The 19,200-nt window shown below is 64.3% G+C and carries 14 protein-coding genes; 4 read left to right on the top strand and 10 right to left on the bottom strand.

Annotated features, from left to right (window positions below):
• Positions 1–49: 49 nt before the first annotated feature.
• Entirely contained in the window at positions 50–2,152 is a 2,103-nt protein-coding gene (locus tag ABY42_RS10370; protein ID WP_050459404.1) for a beta-glucosidase, read from the bottom strand.
• Between the two features lie 409 nt (positions 2,153–2,561).
• Positions 2,562–4,778, bottom strand: a complete 2,217-nt coding sequence (locus tag ABY42_RS10365) for a glycoside hydrolase family 3 N-terminal domain-containing protein (protein ID WP_050459403.1) — start codon at positions 4,776–4,778, stop codon at positions 2,562–2,564.
• A 170-nt stretch (positions 4,779–4,948) separates the two neighbouring features.
• Here ABY42_RS10365 and ABY42_RS10360 point away from each other — a divergent pair, with 170 nt between their 5' ends.
• Together ABY42_RS10360 and ABY42_RS10355 are read left to right on the top strand one after the other, a co-directional pair.
• On the top strand, positions 4,949–5,314 hold the full coding sequence (locus ABY42_RS10360; protein ID WP_050459402.1) for a hypothetical protein: 366 nt from the start codon (positions 4,949–4,951) through the stop codon (positions 5,312–5,314).
• A gap of 100 nt (positions 5,315–5,414) precedes the next feature.
• Positions 5,415–6,611 (top strand): inorganic phosphate transporter, encoded by a 1,197-nt coding sequence (locus ABY42_RS10355; protein ID WP_050459400.1) that lies wholly within the window; start codon positions 5,415–5,417, stop codon positions 6,609–6,611.
• A 437-nt stretch (positions 6,612–7,048) separates the two neighbouring features.
• Here ABY42_RS10355 and dgoD read toward each other — a convergent pair whose 3' ends face one another.
• The 6 genes from dgoD to ABY42_RS10325 all read right to left on the bottom strand — a co-directional run bounded on the left by dgoD (position 7,049) and on the right by ABY42_RS10325 (position 13,968).
• Positions 7,049–8,200 carry a galactonate dehydratase gene (gene dgoD, locus ABY42_RS10350; protein WP_050459399.1) on the bottom strand — a complete coding sequence of 384 codons (1,152 nt, stop codon included), beginning with the start codon at positions 8,198–8,200 and terminating at the stop codon, positions 7,049–7,051.
• Between the two features lie 103 nt (positions 8,201–8,303).
• Positions 8,304–9,473, bottom strand: coding sequence for an ABC transporter ATP-binding protein (locus tag ABY42_RS10345; protein ID WP_050459398.1), 1,170 nt, complete (start codon positions 9,471–9,473; stop codon positions 8,304–8,306).
• A gap of 133 nt (positions 9,474–9,606) precedes the next feature.
• Positions 9,607–10,506: a carbohydrate ABC transporter permease gene (locus ABY42_RS10340; protein ID WP_050459397.1), complete on the bottom strand. Its 900-nt coding sequence runs from the start codon at positions 10,504–10,506 to the stop codon at positions 9,607–9,609.
• Complete coding sequence (locus ABY42_RS10335) at positions 10,506–11,444, bottom strand: carbohydrate ABC transporter permease (RefSeq protein WP_050459395.1); 939 nt, start codon at positions 11,442–11,444, stop codon at positions 10,506–10,508. Before ABY42_RS10335 ends, ABY42_RS10340 begins: the two co-directional genes overlap by 1 nt.
• A 4-nt stretch (positions 11,445–11,448) precedes the next feature.
• A complete protein-coding gene (locus tag ABY42_RS10330; protein WP_050459394.1) occupies positions 11,449–12,885 on the bottom strand; it encodes an extracellular solute-binding protein in 1,437 nt (478 codons plus the stop codon).
• A gap of 57 nt (positions 12,886–12,942) precedes the next feature.
• Positions 12,943–13,968: an alcohol dehydrogenase catalytic domain-containing protein gene (locus ABY42_RS10325; RefSeq protein WP_050459393.1), complete on the bottom strand. Its 1,026-nt coding sequence runs from the start codon at positions 13,966–13,968 to the stop codon at positions 12,943–12,945.
• 269 nt (positions 13,969–14,237) lie between these two features.
• On the opposite strand from ABY42_RS10325, the gene ABY42_RS10320 reads away from it, so the two are divergent.
• The gene (locus ABY42_RS10320; RefSeq protein WP_050459391.1) at positions 14,238–14,996 is read left to right on the top strand and encodes an IclR family transcriptional regulator; all 759 of its coding nucleotides are present in this window, start codon (positions 14,238–14,240) and stop codon (positions 14,994–14,996) included.
• On the opposite strand, the gene ABY42_RS10315 is transcribed toward ABY42_RS10320, so the two are convergent.
• Together ABY42_RS10315 and ABY42_RS10310 are read right to left on the bottom strand one after the other, a co-directional pair.
• On the bottom strand, positions 14,975–16,300 hold the full coding sequence (locus ABY42_RS10315) for a class-III pyridoxal-phosphate-dependent aminotransferase (RefSeq protein WP_050459390.1): 1,326 nt from the start codon (positions 16,298–16,300) through the stop codon (positions 14,975–14,977). The two genes, ABY42_RS10320 and ABY42_RS10315, sit on opposite strands and share 22 nt — an antisense overlap.
• 249 nt (positions 16,301–16,549) lie before the next feature.
• A complete protein-coding gene (locus ABY42_RS10310) occupies positions 16,550–17,353 on the bottom strand; it encodes an IclR family transcriptional regulator (protein WP_050459389.1) in 804 nt (267 codons plus the stop codon).
• Positions 17,354–17,726: 373 nt separating this feature from the next.
• Between ABY42_RS10310 and arcD the strand changes: the two genes are divergently transcribed.
• Complete coding sequence (gene arcD / locus ABY42_RS10305) at positions 17,727–19,196, top strand: arginine/ornithine antiporter ArcD (RefSeq protein WP_050459388.1); 1,470 nt, start codon at positions 17,727–17,729, stop codon at positions 19,194–19,196.
• Positions 19,197–19,200 lie beyond the last annotated feature (4 nt).

Genomic DNA, 19,200 nt, shown 5'->3' with positions numbered 1-19,200 from the left:
CCCAACACCGGGTCGGAGACGAACGGCAGACGCTGCTCCGCCCGACTCCTTACAGCGTCACTTCAAACTCGATATCCCGCGCCGACCGACCGATTTCGATGGTGAACGGCCCTTCGAGGGCGGTCCAGCCCGCGGTTTCGTCGTACGCCGAGAACGCGAGGTCGTCGAGGTCGACGTCGACGGTCACCGTCTCACCGGCCGGGAGTTCCACGGCGGTGAAGCCGCCGAGTTCGCGGACGGGCCGGTCGTCGCTCGCGTTCGACGGTCGGACGTACGCCTGCACCACGTCGCGGCCCGTCCGGTCGGAGACGTTTTCGATGGTGACCTCGACGCGACGGTCGTCGACGAGTTCCGCGTCGCGGTATTCGAACGCCGCGTAGGACAGGCCGTGTCCGAACGGATAGACGGGGTCGGCGTCGGTCGCGTCGAAGTATCGGTAGCCGACGAGCAGGCCTTCGTCGTACTGCACCTCGCCGTCGGTTCCCGGGAACGTCGCGTCGTCGGTCACCGGGTAATCGTCCTCGTTCGCGAAGGTGACCGGGAGCCGTCCGGACGGGTCGGCGTCGCCGAACAAGACGGCCGCGAGCGCGTCACCATCGGCCTGCCCGGGGTACCACGATTCGAGAATCGCGCTCACGTCGTCGCGCCACGGGAGTTCGACGGGGCCGCTCGACTGGACGACGACGACGGTGTTGTCGTTGACCGCCGCCACATCTTCGACGAGTTCGTTCTGCCCGCCGGGGAGCGTGAGGTCGTCGCGGTCGACCGCCTCGGCGGCGGCGTCTTCGACGACGACGACCGCGATATCGGCGTCCGCCGCCGCCGAAACCGCATCGTCGAGGGTGGGCTCCGGTTGCTGGTCGTCGTCCTCGTCGTCACCGCCGAAGAACGAGACCTTCTCGATGGGAGGGACGCCGCGTTTGACGGTGACGGTCCCGTTCGCGCGTGCGTCGATTCCCGTCGCCGTCGGGACTTCGTGGAGCGCGTCCATCTCCGAGGACCCGCCGCCCGTAGAGATCTCCTCGACGCCGGGGCCGATAACGGCGATGTCCACGTCGTCCGCGAGCGGGAGCACACCGTCGTTTTCGAGCAGGACCGCTCCGCGAGCGGCGATGGTCTCGGCGAGTTCTCGGTGGCCATCGTCCTCGGCCGACACCTCCGATCGGTCCTCGTCGAACGCACCGATGCGCTCCATCTGCCGGAGAATCCGCGTCACCATGTCGTCGAGCCGCGCTCGCGGGACATCCCCTCGTTCGACCGCCTCGCGGAGCGGTTCGGCGAAGTTGCCGGTGTTGGTCATGTCCGGCATCCCGTCCGAAACGTCCTTGGTTTCGCCGAAGACGGTGTCGTCGTCGTCTTCGGGTGGCTCGATGTCGAACATCTCCCAGAGTTCGTCGCGGGAAACGCCCGGCATTTCGAGGTCCAGCCCCCCATTTGCCGAGCTCACGGTGCTAACGGCTCCGAACCAGTCGGAGACGACGTAGCCGTCGAAGCCCCACTCGCCTTTCAGCACGTCGGTGACGAGCGGCCGGTTCTCGCTCATGAACGAGCCGTTGACGCTGTTGTAGGCGGTCATGATCGACCCGGCGCCGGCGTCGACGGCCGCCTCGAACCCGGGGAGGTAACACTCCCTGAGCGCGCGCTCGCTGACGTTCACGTTCACCGACGCCCGGTACAGTTCCTGGTTGTTGGCGACGTAATGTTTCGGCGTCGCGATGACGTCAGCCGACTGGATTCCCTCGACGGACGCACCGGCGAACGCGGCCGTGAGGACGGGGTCTTCGGAGTAGTATTCGAAGTTCCGTCCGCAGTGCGGCACGCGAATCAGATTGAGACCGGGGCCGAGCAGTGCGTCTTGGTCGCGGGCCTTCGCCTCGCGTCCCATGGCGGTGCCCTGTTCCCGCGCGAGTTCCGGGTCGAACGTCGATGCGAGGGCAATCGACGCGGGAAACAGCGTGGCGGGCGCGCCGTTGACGCGGACGCCGAGCGGCCCGTCGGCCAATCGGAGTTCCGGAATCCCGAGTCGTTCGACGCCGGGGAGGTAGCCCGTCGCCGTCCCCTCGGGGTCGACCGCACCGTGGACCAACTGGATTTTCTCTTCGAGCGTGAGTTCCTCAACTAGCGACTCAACGTCAGCTTTGGCGATTGCCATTCCTGTGGTGAGGTCCCGGCAAACCCGCATAAAACGATTGGTGATATGACTAGTATTACTCGACGGTGCGCAGGACTGGATTCGCGGATCGAATCCAACATCAAACCCGAGCGTTCGTGGCGGAAGTGCCGATTCTCGCCTCGAAACACCACAGGTTCCCGTTCGTTTGGAGGGGTCGTCCACACCATTGTAATGAGAGTATTACTAGCATTTCTAAAACGAAATCGTCGTACACAGCGGTAACACATCAACTCGAGACGCGGCGAGATGAGCGCGTGTTACGCCCTAAGATTACAAGCATATTCGTGTAATACTGGTTCACGTCCTCGCGACGTGCGGTGCGTATCAGGGTGTTGTTCGGGTCCGAAAGTCCGTGCAGGACGTCCATGGGAAGTTAGTAATACCAGCATTACTCTATCGTCAGCTCACGATTCAAGTCGCCGACGAACAGTTCGTACGTGCCGGATTCGAGCGACCGAGTGCCGTCGGGCTTGACGACTCGGAGGTCGTCGGCCGTGAGTGTCATGGTTACCGTCTGCGTCTCGCCCGCCGAGAGCGTGACCTTCGAGAATCCCTTCAATTCCCGGACCGGCGTGACCACGGAACTGTAGCGGTGTTCGCCGAACAGCTGGACCGTCTCGGTTCCCGTGTGGTCGCCGCTGTTCGTCACTGTCACCGATACGGTCACTGCGTTGCCATCCACGATGGTCTCATCGGACACCTCGAGTGCGTCGTACGCGAACTCCGTATAGCTCAGGCCGAAGCCGAATTCGAAAAGCGGGTCGTACGACGGTAGGTGTTCGTCCATCCCCAACGGGCTCGGATGCGGAAGCCAGTCGTGTCGCACGGGGAAGTCGCCCATCGCTCGGGGGAACGTAATCGGCAGGCGACCCGAGGGGTTCGTGTTCCCGACCAGCACGTCGGCAATCGCGCGACCGCCTTCGAGGCCGGGGAAGAACGCGACGACGACCGCGTCTACTTGGTCGAGCACATCGGTCAGAATCAGCGGTCGTCCGGTGACGAGCACGAGGACAGTCGGCGTCTCAGTCGCGGTCACGACGTCCAGCAGTGCTCGCTGGGCCGGTGGCAGTTCCAGCGAGTTCCGTTGCGGGAAGCCGCCGTTCTCGCCGCGTAACGACTCGGGGCCGAACTCGTGGAGATACCACGGTTCCCCGAGGACGGCGACCGTCGCATCGGCGTGTTCGGCGCGACTCGCGACAGCGTCTCGGTCCGTCAGTTCGCCCGACGAGACTCCCGGTTCGTATGTCACCGTCGTTCCGTCGTCGACGACGTGTTCGAGGCCGTCTCGAACGGTCGAGCCTTCGTTCTCGTCGAAGCCGAACACCGTCCAGCCGCCGAGGAGATTATCGAGCGAGTCGGCGTTCGGTCCCGTCACGAAGAGGTCGTCGACATCGGCCAGCGGAAGCGTCTCATCGTTGTTCTGCAGGAGCGTCACGGACTCTCGGGCGGCCTCACGGGATACGCGCCGGTGCTCGTCGGAGCCGACGTCGATAATCGCGGATCGCGGTGAGACGTACGGGTCTTCGAACAGGCCGAGCTCGAACTTCAACGTGAGGATTCGCCGGACGCTCCGATCGAGCAGTGACTCCGAGAGCTGCCCGGATTCGACTAACTCACAGAGTGTTTCCGCGTGCTGGACGCCCCCGACGGACGCGACGTCGAGGCCGGCAGTCGTCACTTGCTCGACCGCCTCCGTGAACGAGGCGGCCGTCTGGTGCCGCTCGGCGAGCATCCAGACCCCGAGCCAGTCGGAACAGGTCACACCCTCGAACCCGAGGCGCTCCCTGAGGAGGTCGGTCAGGTAGAAGTTCGAGGCGTGCGCGGGCTCGTTTCCGATCGCGTTGTACATTGGCATGACCGCCGCAACACCCTCGTCGATGGCCCGCTCGAACGGCGGGAGAAAGACGCGTCGAAGCGTCCCCATCGAGATATCGACGGGGGCCGTGTCCTCGCCGCGGGTCGGCTCGCTGCTTGCCGGGTAGTGTTTCACCGTTGCCGCGACCGACGTGGGGCCGTCCAGCGACGCCCCTTGGAGGCCGCGCGTCTCCGCCGCGACGAACTCCTCGACGAGCGGCGAGGACTCACCGTACGTTTCGTAGGTCCTTCCCCACCGCGGTTCCCGAGCGACATCCGCGGTCGGGGCGTAGTTCTGGTTCGCCCCGGTCGCTGCCATCTCGATTGCCGTGATTCGCGCCGCGCGCTCGACGAGGTCGGGGTTCCACGTCGCCGCCATGGCGAGGTTGTGCGGGAACACGGTGGCCCCCTCGATGTGGGCGTGGCCGTGAATCGCGTCCACCGGGATGAGAAGCGGGATGCCAAGCCGCGTCTCGTTCACTGCGACGCGCTGGAGTTGATTCGCGACCCGGCCCGCGACGACGGCGGTGTTGTACGGCGAAAATCCGGTGCCGAACGGCGTGGCCGACCCGACAAAGTGGTCTCTGATCGCGTCTTTCGCGTCTTCTACCGTCGTCGTTCGAGGGTCCTCGCGTTGGAGCACCGAAAACGAGCCGACGTGCAGCCCCACCATCTGCCCGGCTTTCTCCCGAAGCGTCATGCGCCCGAGCAGGTCAGCGACCCGTGTCTCAGTCGACCGGTCTGAGTCCATGTATGGTGGCTGGCTGGTCATACTGAACGATGCTGTGAAACCCATATCAAAGTACCTCCCGGTGTGGGCCAAACTGTTTTATCGACGGGCCATCGAGAGTAATACGGGTAATACAACATGCCAGTCGAAGCGACATTCGGGACGGACGCGGCCGCAGGAACCCCTCACGCATGACCGACGACGACCCAGCCGAGTCTCAGGAGCAGAGCCCGCTGGAACATCAAGAAGCGCCGGCCGGCCTCGCAAAGCAATGGACCAACAGGTCCAATCAGCAGACGACGCTCCCGAACGACGACCTCGACGTGAAGTCCGAGTGGGTCGGGATAACCATCTACCTACCCGAGTCGCTTCGGGAGGAGTTGGAGCTGGTGTTCCGAGAGCACAGTCTGGAGTCGAAGCGGTCGAACGACGCCGACCTCAAGAAACTCCGGCACTACTACCCGCTCGTCGTCGCACTCGGACTCGAACTGCTCGAAGACGCCGAACCGCGAGACATCGCGCCGCTTCTCTCCTACGTGATGGACCAGTATGAGTGACCCTCGTGTGGGGCAGTCCGCCCCCGCGCTCGCGACCGTGGCTGGCGATTTCCAGGCCGAACAGTAAGTTCAATATGAGGCCGGCAGACTCGACTGCTATATGGTCGCGTTCGGCGGGCTCGCAACAGTCGTCATAGCCGTAGTCGCAAGTTTGTTCATGGCGTGGGCAATCGGTGCCGGCTCGTCGGGGTCGACGCCGTTTGCACCCGCGGTCGGGGCGAACGCGATTTCCGTGATGCGCGCGGGTTTTTTCGTCGGCCTGCTCGGTCTCGCCGGCGCGATATTACAGGGGGCGAACGTCACCGGCGCAATCGGAAACGACCTCGTCGTGTTCCCCGACGGGGCGGGACTCTCCGCTGTCGCCGCCATCGTCGCGCTGTTGACCGCGGCGCTCCTCGTTGGCATCGGTATCTTCGCGGGCTACCCCATCGCCACCGCCTTCACCGTCACCGGCGCGGTCGTCGGCGTCGGCCTCGCCATGGGCGGCCAGCCGGCAATCGACAAGTACGTCGAAATCGTCACGCTGTGGGTGGCCGTTCCGTTCGTCGGCGGCGGCATCGCGTTCGCGACGGCGTGGCTGTTGCGACACGACCGAACGCCCGAGCGGTTCTTGATTCCGGGATTAGCCGGGCTCGTCGGTGCCATCCTCGCCAACGTCGAGTTCACGGTGTTCGCCCCGGGAAGCGGACAGGACTCGCTCGTCGGTGCCGCCGCCCGCGCCTTCGAGGCGTCCTCTCTCACGGCGACGGTGCTCGTGACGCTCCTCGTGGCGACGGTCGCCGCGTGGGTGCTCCACCGGGACGTGCAGAACGACTACCTGGCCGCACAGCGACACTTCCTGCTCGTACTCGGCGGACTCGTCGCGTTCTCCGCCGGCGGGAGCCAAGTCGGTCTGGCTATCGGCCCGCTGTTGCCGCTTCTCGGCGACCAACCGACGACCGCGGTTCCGATTACCGGCGTCTTGGTGTTCGGCGGGGTCGGCCTGCTCATCGGGTCGTGGACCGGCGCGCCGAGGATGATCAAGGCGCTTTCGCAGGACTACTCCTCGCTCGGGCCACGTCGCTCGATTGCGGCGCTCATCCCGAGTTTCATCATCGCGCAGACGGCGGTCTTTTTCGGGATTCCCGTCTCGTTCAACGAGATTATCGTCTCGGCGATTATCGGGTCGGGCGTCGCCGGACAGGGAGACGTCAGCACGGGCAAAATCGGAAAAACGGTCCTCGCGTGGGTCGGCTCGCTCGCGCTCGCGTTCGGACTGAGCTACGGGATTTTCACGGGGCTCTCGACGCTGTTGTGAGCCTCGCTCGTTGGGCGGAGGAGGCTCTGGCAAACACCAATTCGGGATGGGGGCGACGCACGCAGGTCCGCCAATAGTAGTGTATTAAGAGAACAACAATGAGAGAATCGGAGCCAGTCACTAGAAAAGAGGCAGATAGATGTCTTGGAGATTATTTTTCTATTTCTGTCTTGTTATAAAACCTATCAAATAAGAATTACACCGCTATTGGCCAAATAATACAGAAGAATAGGCTAGTATCCCGACTTTCTAGGTTGATTTCTAAAATAAAAGGTGAATCCATAATTAGTCACATAATCATCCAAGAATCGCCACAATGTGGGCTTCTCTCAGTCAACCAGTCAGATAATATTGTGAATTAAAACCAAATCTGACGCAAGAGAGAACTGCCAAACGACCGGGGTCACGGCGAGTTGTGCTTGACGAACACCACCCGCTCACCACTCGGCGAGTCGGCCGTCGTCGTGGTGCCAGACGGGGTTGTACCAGTTGACCTCGCCGCGGGAGCGTTCGCGGACGTACGCTTCGTCCACGTCGATACCCAGTCCCGGCCCGGTCGGCCGTTTGACGAAGCCCTCGGAGAAGTCGAACTGGTGGGGGTCGTCGAGATACGCGAGGCCGACGCTCTCGGATGGGTCGTGGAGCCCGAGGTCCTGTTCTTGCATGACGGCGCTGTGGGACGCGAAGACGGCCTGGAGGTTCGCAGCGAAGGCGACCGGGCTCAACGGACAGTGGGGGACGACCGACACGTCGAACGCCTCGGCCATCGTCATCACCTTCCGGAGTTCGGTAATCCCGCCGACGTGGGTGACGTCCGGCTGGAGGACCGACACCGCCCCCTCGGTCAACAGCGGCTTGAAATCGTAGCGAGAGTAGAATCGCTCGCCGGTCGCGAGCGGGGTGGTCGTCCCCTCGGCGAGCGAAGCGAGCGCCTCGGAGTGTTCGGGACCGACGGGCTGGTCGATGAACATGAGACCGTAGGGTTCGAGCGCCTCGACCAGTCGCGACGCCATCGACTTCGAGACGCGTCCGTGAAAGTCGACGCCGAGGTGAAGGTCGTCGCCGAGCGCCTCGCGGACGGCGGCAACGCGCTTGCGGGCGGTCTCGACGGCGGCCGGCGGCTCCAGCGGGCCGAACTCGGTAGTCGCGTTCATCTTGAGCGCCCGGTAGCCCTGGTCGCGCCGTTGAATCGCCTCTTTGGCGACTTCCTCCGGCGTCTCGCCGCCGACCCACTGGTGGACGGGAATCCGGTCGCGGACGTGGCCACCGAGGAGGTCGTACACCGGGGCGTCGTAGTGTTTCCCTTTGATGTCCCACAGCGCGTGGTCGATACCGGACAGCGCGCTCATGAGAACTGGGCCACCCCGGTAGTACCCGCTTTGGTAGAGTTTTCGCCAGTGGTACTCGGTGCGAAGCGGGTCCTCACCCAGCAGGTACACCTCCACGAGTTCTTCCACCGCAGCCCGGACCGTCCGGAGGCGACCCTGCACGATGGGCTCGCCCCAGCCGACGAGGCCGTCGCTCGTCTCCAGTTTGAGCAGCAACCACCGCGGGGGCACGGCGAACAGTTCGTAGTCCGTGATGTGCATGGTCGCACAACCGGGAGCGGATACTTCAATGGGAGGGGGGAGCGTCCGGGCGGCGGCGGCGGGGCCGTGAGCGTGAGTCGGTCGTTGTCGGCACGAACGAGGCTCAGTCAGCGCCCGCGCTCGCGTTCTCGAGAGGTTGTGAGAGGGCGTGTTCCGCGTCGTCGGTGAGCGTCCGCTGATGAATGGTTTCGCCGGACTGGGTGTCGAAGAGGTGTGTATCCTCGCTTTCGACGTGGGCGTACAGCCGCTCGCCTTCGGAGACGGGTTGCTGGCCGTCGACTTCGACGACGAACGTCTCGTCGTGAGACGCCGCGACCGCTCGAACGTACACGTACGAGACGCTTCCCATCGGCTCGACAACGTCGACGACGACTTCGAAGCCGTTGTCTGTGGAGTCTTCGGAGAGCGTGAAATCCTCCGGGCGCGCGCCGAGTGTCACTGCGGTCCGGTCGCCGACGTTCGCCCGCATGCGTTCCGAGAGATCGTATTCGAACCCGTCGGCGACGAGCGTGCCGTCGGCGACCTCGCCTTCGAAGAAGTTCATCGACGGCGACCCGATGAAGCCGGCGACGAACCGATTCGCGGGGCGGTAGAAACACGCCAGCGGCGTGCCGACCTGCTGGAGTTCGCCGTAGTTGAGGACGACGAGGCGGTCGCCCATCGTCATCGCCTCGGTCTGGTCGTGGGTGACGTACAGCGTCGTCACGCCGAGGTCGCTCTGGAGGCGGTTGATTTCGGTCCGCATCGTCGTCCGGAGCTTCGCGTCCAAGTTGGACAGCGGCTCGTCCATCAAGAACACGTTCGGGTCGCGGACGATGGCGCGGCCGAGCGCGACGCGCTGTTGTTGGCCGCCCGAAAGCTCGCCGGGCGTGTTGTCCAGAAGCGACTCGATACCCATCATCTCGGCCGTTTCGGTCACCGTCGCTTCGATTTCGTCGGCCGAGAGCTCGGTCGACATCTTCAGCCCGAACGACATGTTCTCCTCGACGGTCATGTTCGGGTACAGCGCGTAGTTCTGGAACACCATCGCGATGTCTCGCGCGCGAGGGCCGAGCTGGTTGACGATTTGGTCGCCGATGTACACGTCGCCGTCGGTCTGCGTTTCGAGTCCGGCGACCATCCGCATCAGGGTGGACTTGCCGCTTCCCGACGGGCCGACGAAGACGACGAACTCGCCGTCTTCGATGTCGAGCGATACGTCGTCGACGGCGACAACCGCGTCGCCCCCGTCGCCGAACTCCTTCGTTACGTCGTCTAGCGTGATACTGGCCATGAGTGTGTCTCCGTGTTCGTGGTGCGGCTGTCTGCCCCCGCCGCGTGGGTATGGTTGTCGGTGGTGGTGTGGGTATGGTTCGCGAGCGATGCGCGCCGTCGTGCCGACGGTCGTCGGCCGGGTGAGTGACTGGTCATTCTTTGATCACCACGCCGAAGCTCAGCCCGGCGGCGAGGTACTTGTTCACCGCGACGAGGAAGACGACGACCGGGAGAATCATCGCCATCGAGGCCGCGGCGAGCATCCCCCACTCGATGGACCGAGAGCCGATAAACGAGTAGACGAACAGCGTCACCGGGACCGCCTTGAAGTTCGTCAAGACGAGTCCGAACAGGAGCTCGATCCACGCGAAAATGAAGCTGATAATCGCGACCGAGAAGATGCCCGGTTTCGCCGCCGGCAGGACGACCTTGCGGAAGCCCTGGAACCGGGTCGCGCCGTCGACGCGAGCGGCCTCTTCGAGCGTCTCGGGGATGCCGTCGAAGAACGCCTTCATCACCCAGACGACGAGCGAGAGGTTGATGCTGACGTACATGAACACCATCCCGATGCGGCTGTCGAAGAGGTTGAGTTCCCGGAAGATGACGAAAAACGGGATGACGACGGCGATGGGCGGGAGCATCCGCGAGGAGAGAATCCACACGAGCACGTCCCGCTCCATCGGGATGTCGTACCGCGAGAGGACGTACGCCGCGGGCACGCCGATGAGCAACACGAGCACGACCGACGCCGACACCATGACGACGCTGTTGGCGAACGCCGCGAGGAACGCGCCGTCCTGTGCGAGCCGGATGTAGTTGTACACCGTCGGCAGGAAGAGCCAGTCCGGCGGCAACGAATTCGCGCTCCCCGGCGGCTTCAGCGACATCGACGCCAGCCAGTACAGCGGGAACAGCACGACGAACGACCACGCCAACAGAAGCCCGTGGCGGGCGACGCTGACGAGCGTCTCGCGGGTGTCGTTGTCGAGGCGCTGCGACCCGGTGTCGACGGGCGACTGGGACTGGGACTGAGACTGGTTCTCGGACGCCATCAGTCCCACACCCCCTCGAAACCGACCTTGGCGATGACGATGTTCGCGATGGCGACCACGAAGACGAGGTAGACGACCGCGATTGCGGCCGCCACGCCCGGCGAGTTGTTGATGAACATCTGTTCGTAGATGTTGATGCTCACGAGCTGGGTGGCCGTCCCCGGGCCGCCCTGGGTCAGCCCGTAGACGACGCCGAACGTCCGAAAGAGGTCAATCATCCGGATGAGCGTGGCGACGAACACCACCGGCTTCATGTACGGGATGATGACGTGGAGGTACCGACGCCACAGCGGCGCGCCGTCGACCTTCGACGCCTCGATGAGCGTGTCGGGCACCGACGAGAGGCCGGCGTAGAAGATGATGAACATGAACGGCGTCCAGTTCCAGGTGTCGAGGAGGACCACCGTCAACAGCGGAATCTCCGAGAGGAACGCCGGGGCCGCGAAGGGCGTCGTCGCCTCGATGAGGTACGGGATGACCCCGATTTCGCTGTTCAGCATGATGCGACCGATGGTCGCGAGCGAGACGGGCGCGACGGCCATCGGGATGATAAACAGCACCCGGTAGAACGATTGCAGTCGTTCGGATTCCACGCCGGCGACGAGCGCGGCCAGGCCGAACCCGAGGACGCTCTCGAGGGCGAGCGCGCTGACGACGACGGTCACCGTGATGATAAACGAGTGCAGCGCGCCGCCGCGGCCGAACGCCGTCGCGTAGTTACTCAGACCGACGAACTCGGCCGCGAAGACGTCGAACGTGGGTTCCTCGATGACGCTGAGATAGAGGTCGTACGCGCCGGGGAAGAAGGTGATAAGCAGCATCACCAGCACCATCGGCGCGACGAACCAGTACGGGAGGTAGTCGTTCCACAGCGCCCGGAGCTTGGCGACTCCCGTCTCCCTCGTCGTCGACGTTTCGGTCTGTGTGTGCGTACTCATGGCGTCACTCGCTGTAGATTTCCTCTGCGACCTCGGCGGCGGTCGTCATCGCCGCCTCGGGGGACTTCTGGCCCGCGAGGGCGCGCTGGAGTTCCTCGGAGTAGCGCTGTCCCCACTCGGGGTACTTCCGGTCGAAGGGGTCCGGCGACGCCGCCTGCAGCGATTCGAGGGTCACCTGCGCGAACTCCTCGCCGACCTGCGAGCGGAACTCGTCGTTCTCCCAGACCGACTGCCGGACCGAGAACGCGGCGTCGCTGTGGAGATGCATCCACGTGTTCGTCGGCTCCGAGGTGGCCCAGAGCATGAACAGGAACGCCTGTTTCGAGTTCGCCGCGTTCTTCGACGTCGAAATCTGCCAGTTGTACGCGTTGGGTGCGAACTCGCCGTCGGCCGGCTTCGGGGCCTTCGCGATGCCGACGGTGTCGGCGATCGACGACTCCGAGCCGGTCAGGCCGGGCCAAAACAGGTTCGCGTCGGCGACGATGTGACCCGCGCGACCCTCCTGCATCGTCGACAGCACGTCGGACCACGACTGCGTGGACGCGCCGTCGGGGCCGTAGTCCCGCAGGAGGTTCGTGTACCACGTCGCCGCGTCGATGACGCCCGACGAGTCGAGCCCGGAGTCGGTCGGGAACTCCGTCCAGAGCGAAGAGCCCATCTCGCGGAGGAGCATGTTCAGGATGAAGATGTTCATGCCGTAGCCCTTCTGTCCGCGGCCGACGGTACCGACGACGTCAGACTCGTTTTCGTGAATCGTCTGGGCGTTCTGTCGGAACCCTTCGAGCGTCTCTGCGACCTCAAGGTCGTGTTTCTCGTAGAGGTCGGTCCGGTAGAACTGGGTCTGGACTTCGACGGTGATGGGCAGGCCGGTCCAGTCGTCGCTGAAGCCGCCGCCGTGGGCTTGCCATCGCGACGCCTCGAAGAGGTCGTCGGGCTGGTACCAGGCTTCGTCGTACAGGCTCTCGTCTTCGAAGTAGGGGTCGAGCGGCTGGAGCCAGCCTTCGTTTCGGTACTGGTTGACCACCTGGTCCATGAAGAAGACGTCAAACTGGCCAGCGCCGGTGCTCACGTCGGTCTGGCGCTTCGTCCGGAACTGGTTTTCGGGGAGGATGTTCCAGACGACGTCGATGCCGGTGAGTTCCTCGAAGACGGGGATTGCCGGCTTGATGGCCGAGACCCACGGGTGCTGGACGGCACCGATGTTGATTTGGGAGCCCTCGAACTGCGCCCAGTCGATGTCGGCGTCGTACTCGCTGAGCGGGATGACGGGTTCGGACGACGACCCAGTCGAGGTGTCGCCGTCGGTGCTCCCTCCGCCGTCAGTCGAGCCGCCGCTGTTCTGTGCCTGTTCGCCGCCGCGGGTACAGCCGGCGAGTCCGCCGAGGAGACCCGCGGCCGCCGCCGTCTTGATGAAGCTTCGTCGGTTGTGGTCGTTCGTCATTGGTGGTGATGTGATGTGGTGTGGTGTGTCGGTCAGTGGGCAGTCACGTCGTGCGCGTCACCGGGCGGGGTAGATGATCTTCTTCAGCCCGCGGTTGTCCTCCATCTGGTCGAACGCGGTTTCGAGGCCGGCGAGACCGAACTCGTCAGTGACGAGTGTGTCAACGTCGATGCGGCCGTTCTGGAGCAACCGAACTGCCCGTGCGAACGTGTCCGGCGTGAGCGAGTAGCTCGCAACGAGCTCGCGTTCCTCGAAAAACAGCTCGTACGGCGAGAGTTCGATCGTCGCGTCGGTCGGGGGGACGCCGAAGATGAGCGTCCGGCCACCCGGCCCGGTGAGCGACTGCGCCTGCGCGATGGTCTGGGGGAGGCCGACGGCCTCGACGGCGATGTCGACGTCGCCGACGAGGTTCGGAATCACCGTCGTCGGGTCCGTGACGGTCGGGTCGATGGTGTGGTCGGCACCGACCGCCTCGGCCACCGCTCGGCGTTCGTCGACCGGCTCGGAGACGACGATAGTCCCCGCGCCGCTCGCCCGGAGCGCCTGGACGAGAAGCAGGCCGATGAAGCCCGCGCCAACCACGACGACCGTCTCGCCGCTCGTCAGGTCGGCCTGGTCGACGCCGTTGATGACGCAGCCGAGGGGTTCGGCGAACGCGGCCGTCCGGTACTCGAGGTCGCCGATGGGTTCGACGTTCCCGACGGGGACGGCCGCGTACTCCGCGAACGCGCCGTCGATGACGTGTTTCGCGGCACCGCCGAGTGAGGTGAGGTCGTGACAGAGGTTCTCCCGGCCGGCCTTGCAGGCGCGACACTCGTGGCACGGCACCGACGGGTTGATAGCGACCCGGTCGCCCACCTCGTAGGCGTCGACGTCCGAACCGACAGCGACGACTTCGCCCGCGCTCTCGTGGCCGGGCACCGTCGGGAACTCGACGTCGAGGTTGCCGTGATACATGTGCAAGTCGGTCGTACAGACCCCACAGGCGTGTATCTCGACCAGCACCTCGTCCGCGGCGGGGTGCGGTCGCGCTGTGTCGGTTATCGCTACCGATTGTGTGTCAGTCAATTGAGCAGTCTTCATTGGTTCGACCGTGCCAAGCCGTTCCAAAACTGATTGATAAAACCCCGGGTAGAGAAATCTAAATTATAGTTTGAGGAGTTATACAGCCCGAAAACGAGCGATTCAGATTGTTCTGCAGAGCAAAACGAGGTATCTATTGCCACCCATCTGTTGTATATATTATAATAATTAACAATCGTGGGCATCATCGGTGCGTCGCCGACGCCGCTCGGTGTTCTGCTCTGAAAAACAATTTCTATATAGGCGTGATAGCTCATAGCACTACACAGATGACGGGGACAACGACGGTCGACGCGACGATGAACTCGTTTCGAATCCTCGAGCGGCTGGTCGCGTCCGACGAGGCGCTCGGGGTCACCGAACTCGCGGCCGACGTCGGACTCTCGAAGGGCGTCGTACACACGCACCTCAACACGCTCTCGGAACTCGGCTACGTGACGAAGCGAGACCGCAAGTATCTCGCGTCGATGGGGCTGTTAGCCCTCGGAGAGGAGGTCCGGTCGCACCTCGGCGTGTTCGCCGCCGCGAGACAGCACGTCGATAACTTGGCGCGAGTCACCGGCGAGGTCTCGACGCTGTTCGTCGAGGAAGACGGCGTCGGCATCTGCGCGTACATGGCTCACGGGCCGAACGACTGGGAACCGGCGTACGCGTGTGGAACCCGCATCCCGCTTCACGTCACGGCCCCCGGCAAGGCCATGCTCGCGTCGCTCGGCCGTGAGCGCGTCGGCGACATCGTCGACGAACGCGGCCTCGTCGCACAGACGGGAGAGACGATTACCGACCGCGGCGTGCTTCGGGGCGAACTCCGGACGATCCGCGAGAACGGCATCTCGTTTTGCAGAGAAGAACAGTCAGCGGGCGTTATCGGGGTTGGGACGTCCATCGCCCTGACTGAGCGCGCGCCAGCGGCGGCCATCGGGGTCTGTGGACCGGCGAGCAGACTCACCGGCCGGTATCTCGAAGAGGACATCACCGGGCAGGTCATCAGCACCGCGAAATCGATTCAGGTCGAACTGACGCGGTGACTCGCGACGCTGTCGAGGGCGGCTTCGAAGCACTCGAGCGCGAGGTCGAGTTCGCGGTCGGTCACGTCGAGCGGCGGCAGGAGGCGAAGCGACCGCTTGCCGCAGCCGAGCGTGAGAAGGCCCTCAGACAGGGCGGCCTTGAGGACTGCGTCGCGACGGTCCTTGGTGTCGAATTCGACGGCAGTCATCAGCCCGAGCCCACGCACGTCGGTGAGACAGGGGGTCCGTTCGGCGAGCCGCGAGAGGTCCGCACGGAACCGCGTCCCCTTTTCAGTGGCGTTCGCCATGAGGTCCTGTTCCTGAATGACGTCGAGCGTCAGCGTGCCCTGAATCGACGCGAGGATGTCGCCCGCGCCCCACGTCGATGACAGGCGCGCTTCGGTGTCCGGGAACAGCGCTTCGTTCGCCACCGTCGCGCCGACCCGGAGCGCCTTCGCGCTGGTGATGACGTCCGGTTCGAGGTCGTAGTGGTCCGAGGCCCACATCTCGCCGGTCCGGCCCACGCCGGACTGAATCTCGTCGGCGATGACGGGGATATCGTGTTCGTCGCAGATGGCCTGCACCTCGCGCATGAATTCCTCGCTCGGGACGTGGTAGCCGCCTTCGCCCTGAACGGGTTCGAGGATGAGAAACGCGACCTGATCGGCGGGGAGGTGACCGTGGGTGTCGTCGAGTTTGTCGCGCAGCGTCTCGAGGCCCGCCATCGAATACGGCACGTCGTGGATGCCGCTCACCTCGGGGAACTTGCGGCGGTGGACGGACTTCGAGCGGTTGAGCGAGAGCGCACCGAGGGTGCGACCGTGGAACGCCCCGTCGAAAGTGATGCCGTACTTCGGGACCTCGCAGGCGTCGTAACAGATTTTGATGGCGTTTTCGACCGCCTCGGCTCCGGAGTTCGACAGGAACACCGTGTCGAGGCCGTAGTGGTCGGTGAGGTCGGTCAGGCGGTCCATGAGGTGGGCCGGTCCGGGCAGCGACGACGACTCGGGCGTCCCGCCGGTACTCACGTAGAAGTCCTGGCCCGCGATTTTCATCGGGTCGACGAGGTCGAGGTCGTCGAGGCGGGACTGCAGTTCGGGGTTGTTGTAGCCGAGCGGGGCGGCCGCGACGTGGCTCGTGAAGTCCAGCAAGACGTTGCCGTCGGGGTCGGTACAGAACGGTCCGACGGCGTCCTTGGTGATGTCCCACACGAACTCGTAGACGTAGGTGCTCGTCGCGGCGGTCGACTGATGATACTCGACCCACTCTGAGGCCTTCGGTCCCGGGAGCGACGTGACGGTCGGCTCGACTGAGTCTCGATCCATACGAACACTCTGGTGGACAATGTAACATAAAACTACCTAGAAAAATTAGTACCGCCCCCAAATACGACTCTGGATAACCAATCGTCTGATTCTCTTCAGGATTTGTTTGATAATACCGAACAATTTCCGATGGGCACGAACACGTCGCAGGTCGCGAATCGACGGCGTTCCACGCCGAGAACGTCTCTCGTGAGGAGAGTCACCACGCGACGGGGTCGCGCTGGGTTTCGAATCGTCAAACCGGTCGCGTCACCGGGATGGGTCGAACGTGGTCGTTTCGAGGTTCACCTCGATGATGTTCGCCGCCTGCATCACGAGTTCGGGGATTTCCGAGCGAAAGCGGTCCCCCGAGAGTCGACTCGTCGGCGCAGTGACGCTGACCGCGCCGCAGACGTCGCCGTCGACGCCGCGAATCGGCGCGCCGATAGAGCGCATGCCGCGAAGCTCCTCTTCGTCGTTGACCGCGTAACCCCGCTCGCGAATCCGCTCGAGTTCGTCGAACAGCCGTTCGGAGTCGGAGATGGTGTTGTCGGTCTGCTCGACGAGTCCCTGGTCGTCGATGATGTCGCGGACGCGGTCGTCGTCGAAGTGACCGAGCATCGCTTTCCCGGTCGCCGTACAATGGAGGTACTGTGGGGCCTCGCGCATCCGCAGATGATAGTCCGTCGCGACCGCGTTGTCGCCGCGACTCTCGTAGATGGTCACCTCCTTGCCGCGGGAGACGACCGTCAGGTGGACGTACTCGTTGGTCGTGTCGGCGAGCTTGTCCACCTCGAGTTGGCCCGCGCGGTACAGCGGCGTCTCGTTGCGCACGGTTTCGCCCATCGTGACCAGTCGCAGGCCGAGGCGATAGCGGCCGTCGACCTTCGCCACGAACCCTTCTTCTTCGAGCGTCGCGAGGTAGGTGTGGACGGTCCCCTTCGAGACGTCGAGTTCGTCGCAGACGTCGCTGAACGTCGGGTCGGGCCGTCGCTGTATCGCAGCCAGAATCTCGCTCGCCGTCTGTACGGATTTGATTCGACGCGGGCCGTCCGCGGGGCGACTGTCGTCCATACGAACCCGAACTCGGTGGGGTGCCATTAGTTCTGTTATATCAAACTGCGATTCGTCTGACAACGCCGTTTGTCTGCTATAGATGCAATCATGTTTGTCTTTCTCAAACATTACACGCCAAAATCTCCAAATAAAAATTTATATGGGTCATTCATGATTGTTCGAGTGGTATGGATTGTCAACCATCTGGCCGCCGCCGGGACGCGCCCGCGGTGGGCCGGGTGCGAGCGCGCACGTATCGGCTTCCAACGACGGTCGGTGAACGCGGAACGACGGCACGCGCCGACCGCGCCGGCCCGGTCTCGGGCGGACACGTCGGCGGAACCCCGACGAGACGGTCGGGCGACAGACGGCGACCGACGGAGGTGCCACGATGGGCTTAGCGTTCGAGCCCCGCCTGTACGAGGAACTCGACGCCGACGAGCGACCCTCGCTGTTCGAAGCGTTGGTCCCCGTCTTCGGGATGCTCGTCTTCCTCGGCGTCGGCATCGTCGTCTACGGCCTCGACCCGCAGTTCCCGCTGTTTTGGGGCATCACCTTCACCGGACTGTTCAGTCGGTACTGGCTGGGCATCTCTTGGGCGGACCTCTACGACGGCATCACCGACAGCCTCCACATGGGGATTCAGGTCATCCTCATCATGTTCGTCGTCTACGCGCTCATCGCGACGTGGGTCGCCGCGGGGACGATTCCGAGCCTGATGTACTACGGCCTCGACCTGCTGACGCCGACGATATTCCTGCCCATCACGGCCGTGCTCGCGTCGATCGTCACGTTCGCAATCGGGTCGTCGTGGACGGCCGCCGGCACGCTCGGCGTCTCGTTTATCGGCATCGGTGCCGGATTGGGGATTCCAGCCCCGATGACCGCGGGGGCCATCCTCTCAGGAGCGTACATGGGTGACAAACAGTCGCCGCTTTCGGACACGACGAACCTCGCGGCCGCCGTCACGAACACCGACCTGTTCGACCACGTCAACGCCATGCGCGACAGTTCGCTCGTCGCGTTCGGCATCGCCGTCGTGTTGTACGCCGTCCTCGGCGTCCAGGCCTCCGGGAACATCCCGGTGGGACGAATCGCCGAGATTCAGGGCGCGCTCACCGGGTCGTACGCGATATCGGTACTCACCTTCGCCCCGCTCATCATCACGTTCGGTCTCGCGCTCTACGGCGTTCCTGCGTTGCCGGCGCTCGGCGCGGGCGTGTTCGCGGGTGCAATTACCTCGGTCGTGATGCAGGGAACCGCGTTCGGAGCCGTGTGGTCCATCGCGCAGTCTGGAACCTCGCCGTCGACCGGGATGGAACTCGTCGACGGCCTGCTGGCAAGCGAGGGGATGATCGGCGGTGCGTGGGTGGTCACCATCGCCATCGCGGCGCTGTCGCTCGGCGGGATGCTCGAACGCGCCGGCATCCTCGCCGTGCTCGCACACCACCTCGGCCGACTGAGCCGCGGTGTCGCGAGCCTGACCGGCGTGACCGCCGTCTCCGCGGTGTCGATGAACGTCCTCGCCGCCGAGCAGTACATCAGCATCGTCGTCCCGGGCATCACGCTCCGGAACCTCTACGAAGAACAGGGACTCCAAAGCGAGAACCTCTCGCGGGCCATCGAATCGGCGGGGACGACCACGAGCGCGCTCATTCCGTGGAACAGTGGGGCGCTGTTCATGGCCGGCACGCTCGGCGTCGGAACCCTCGAGTACGCGCCGTACTACTTCTTCGGCCTCCTGTCGCCGCTCGTCTTGCTCCTCATGGGCGTGACCGGCTGGCAGATCACCTACCAGCCTGGCGCGGCCCCCGGCGACGCCGGCGACCGTCGCGGCTCGCCCTCGTCGACCGACGACTGACGAG

Source organism: Haloferax gibbonsii (genome assembly GCF_001190965.1).
GTDB classification, from domain to species: domain Archaea; phylum Halobacteriota; class Halobacteria; order Halobacteriales; family Haloferacaceae; genus Haloferax; species Haloferax gibbonsii.
Note: the sequence above shows the minus strand (reverse complement) of the source record. Positions and strands in the feature narration are given on the sequence as shown.

Bases quoted from the DNA above. Each gene is read 5' to 3' on its own strand.
- ABY42_RS10370 (WP_050459404.1), bottom strand. From the start codon at position 2,152: ATGGCAATCGCCAAAGCTGACGTTGAGTCGCTAGTTGAGGAACTCACG.
- ABY42_RS10365 (WP_050459403.1), bottom strand. From the start codon at position 4,778: ATGGACTCAGACCGGTCGACTGAGACACGGGTCGCTGACCTGCTCGGG.
- ABY42_RS10360 (WP_050459402.1), top strand. From the start codon at position 4,949: ATGACCGACGACGACCCAGCCGAGTCTCAGGAGCAGAGCCCGCTGGAA.
- ABY42_RS10355 (WP_050459400.1), top strand. From the start codon at position 5,415: ATGGTCGCGTTCGGCGGGCTCGCAACAGTCGTCATAGCCGTAGTCGCA.
- dgoD (WP_050459399.1), bottom strand. From the start codon at position 8,200: ATGCACATCACGGACTACGAACTGTTCGCCGTGCCCCCGCGGTGGTTG.
- ABY42_RS10345 (WP_050459398.1), bottom strand. From the start codon at position 9,473: ATGGCCAGTATCACGCTAGACGACGTAACGAAGGAGTTCGGCGACGGG.
- ABY42_RS10340 (WP_050459397.1), bottom strand. From the start codon at position 10,506: ATGGCGTCCGAGAACCAGTCTCAGTCCCAGTCCCAGTCGCCCGTCGAC.
- ABY42_RS10335 (WP_050459395.1), bottom strand. From the start codon at position 11,444: ATGAGTACGCACACACAGACCGAAACGTCGACGACGAGGGAGACGGGA.
- ABY42_RS10330 (WP_050459394.1), bottom strand. From the start codon at position 12,885: ATGACGAACGACCACAACCGACGAAGCTTCATCAAGACGGCGGCGGCC.
- ABY42_RS10325 (WP_050459393.1), bottom strand. From the start codon at position 13,968: ATGAAGACTGCTCAATTGACTGACACACAATCGGTAGCGATAACCGAC.
- ABY42_RS10320 (WP_050459391.1), top strand. From the start codon at position 14,238: ATGACGGGGACAACGACGGTCGACGCGACGATGAACTCGTTTCGAATC.
- ABY42_RS10315 (WP_050459390.1), bottom strand. From the start codon at position 16,300: ATGGATCGAGACTCAGTCGAGCCGACCGTCACGTCGCTCCCGGGACCG.
- ABY42_RS10310 (WP_050459389.1), bottom strand. From the start codon at position 17,353: ATGGACGACAGTCGCCCCGCGGACGGCCCGCGTCGAATCAAATCCGTA.
- arcD (WP_050459388.1), top strand. From the start codon at position 17,727: ATGGGCTTAGCGTTCGAGCCCCGCCTGTACGAGGAACTCGACGCCGAC.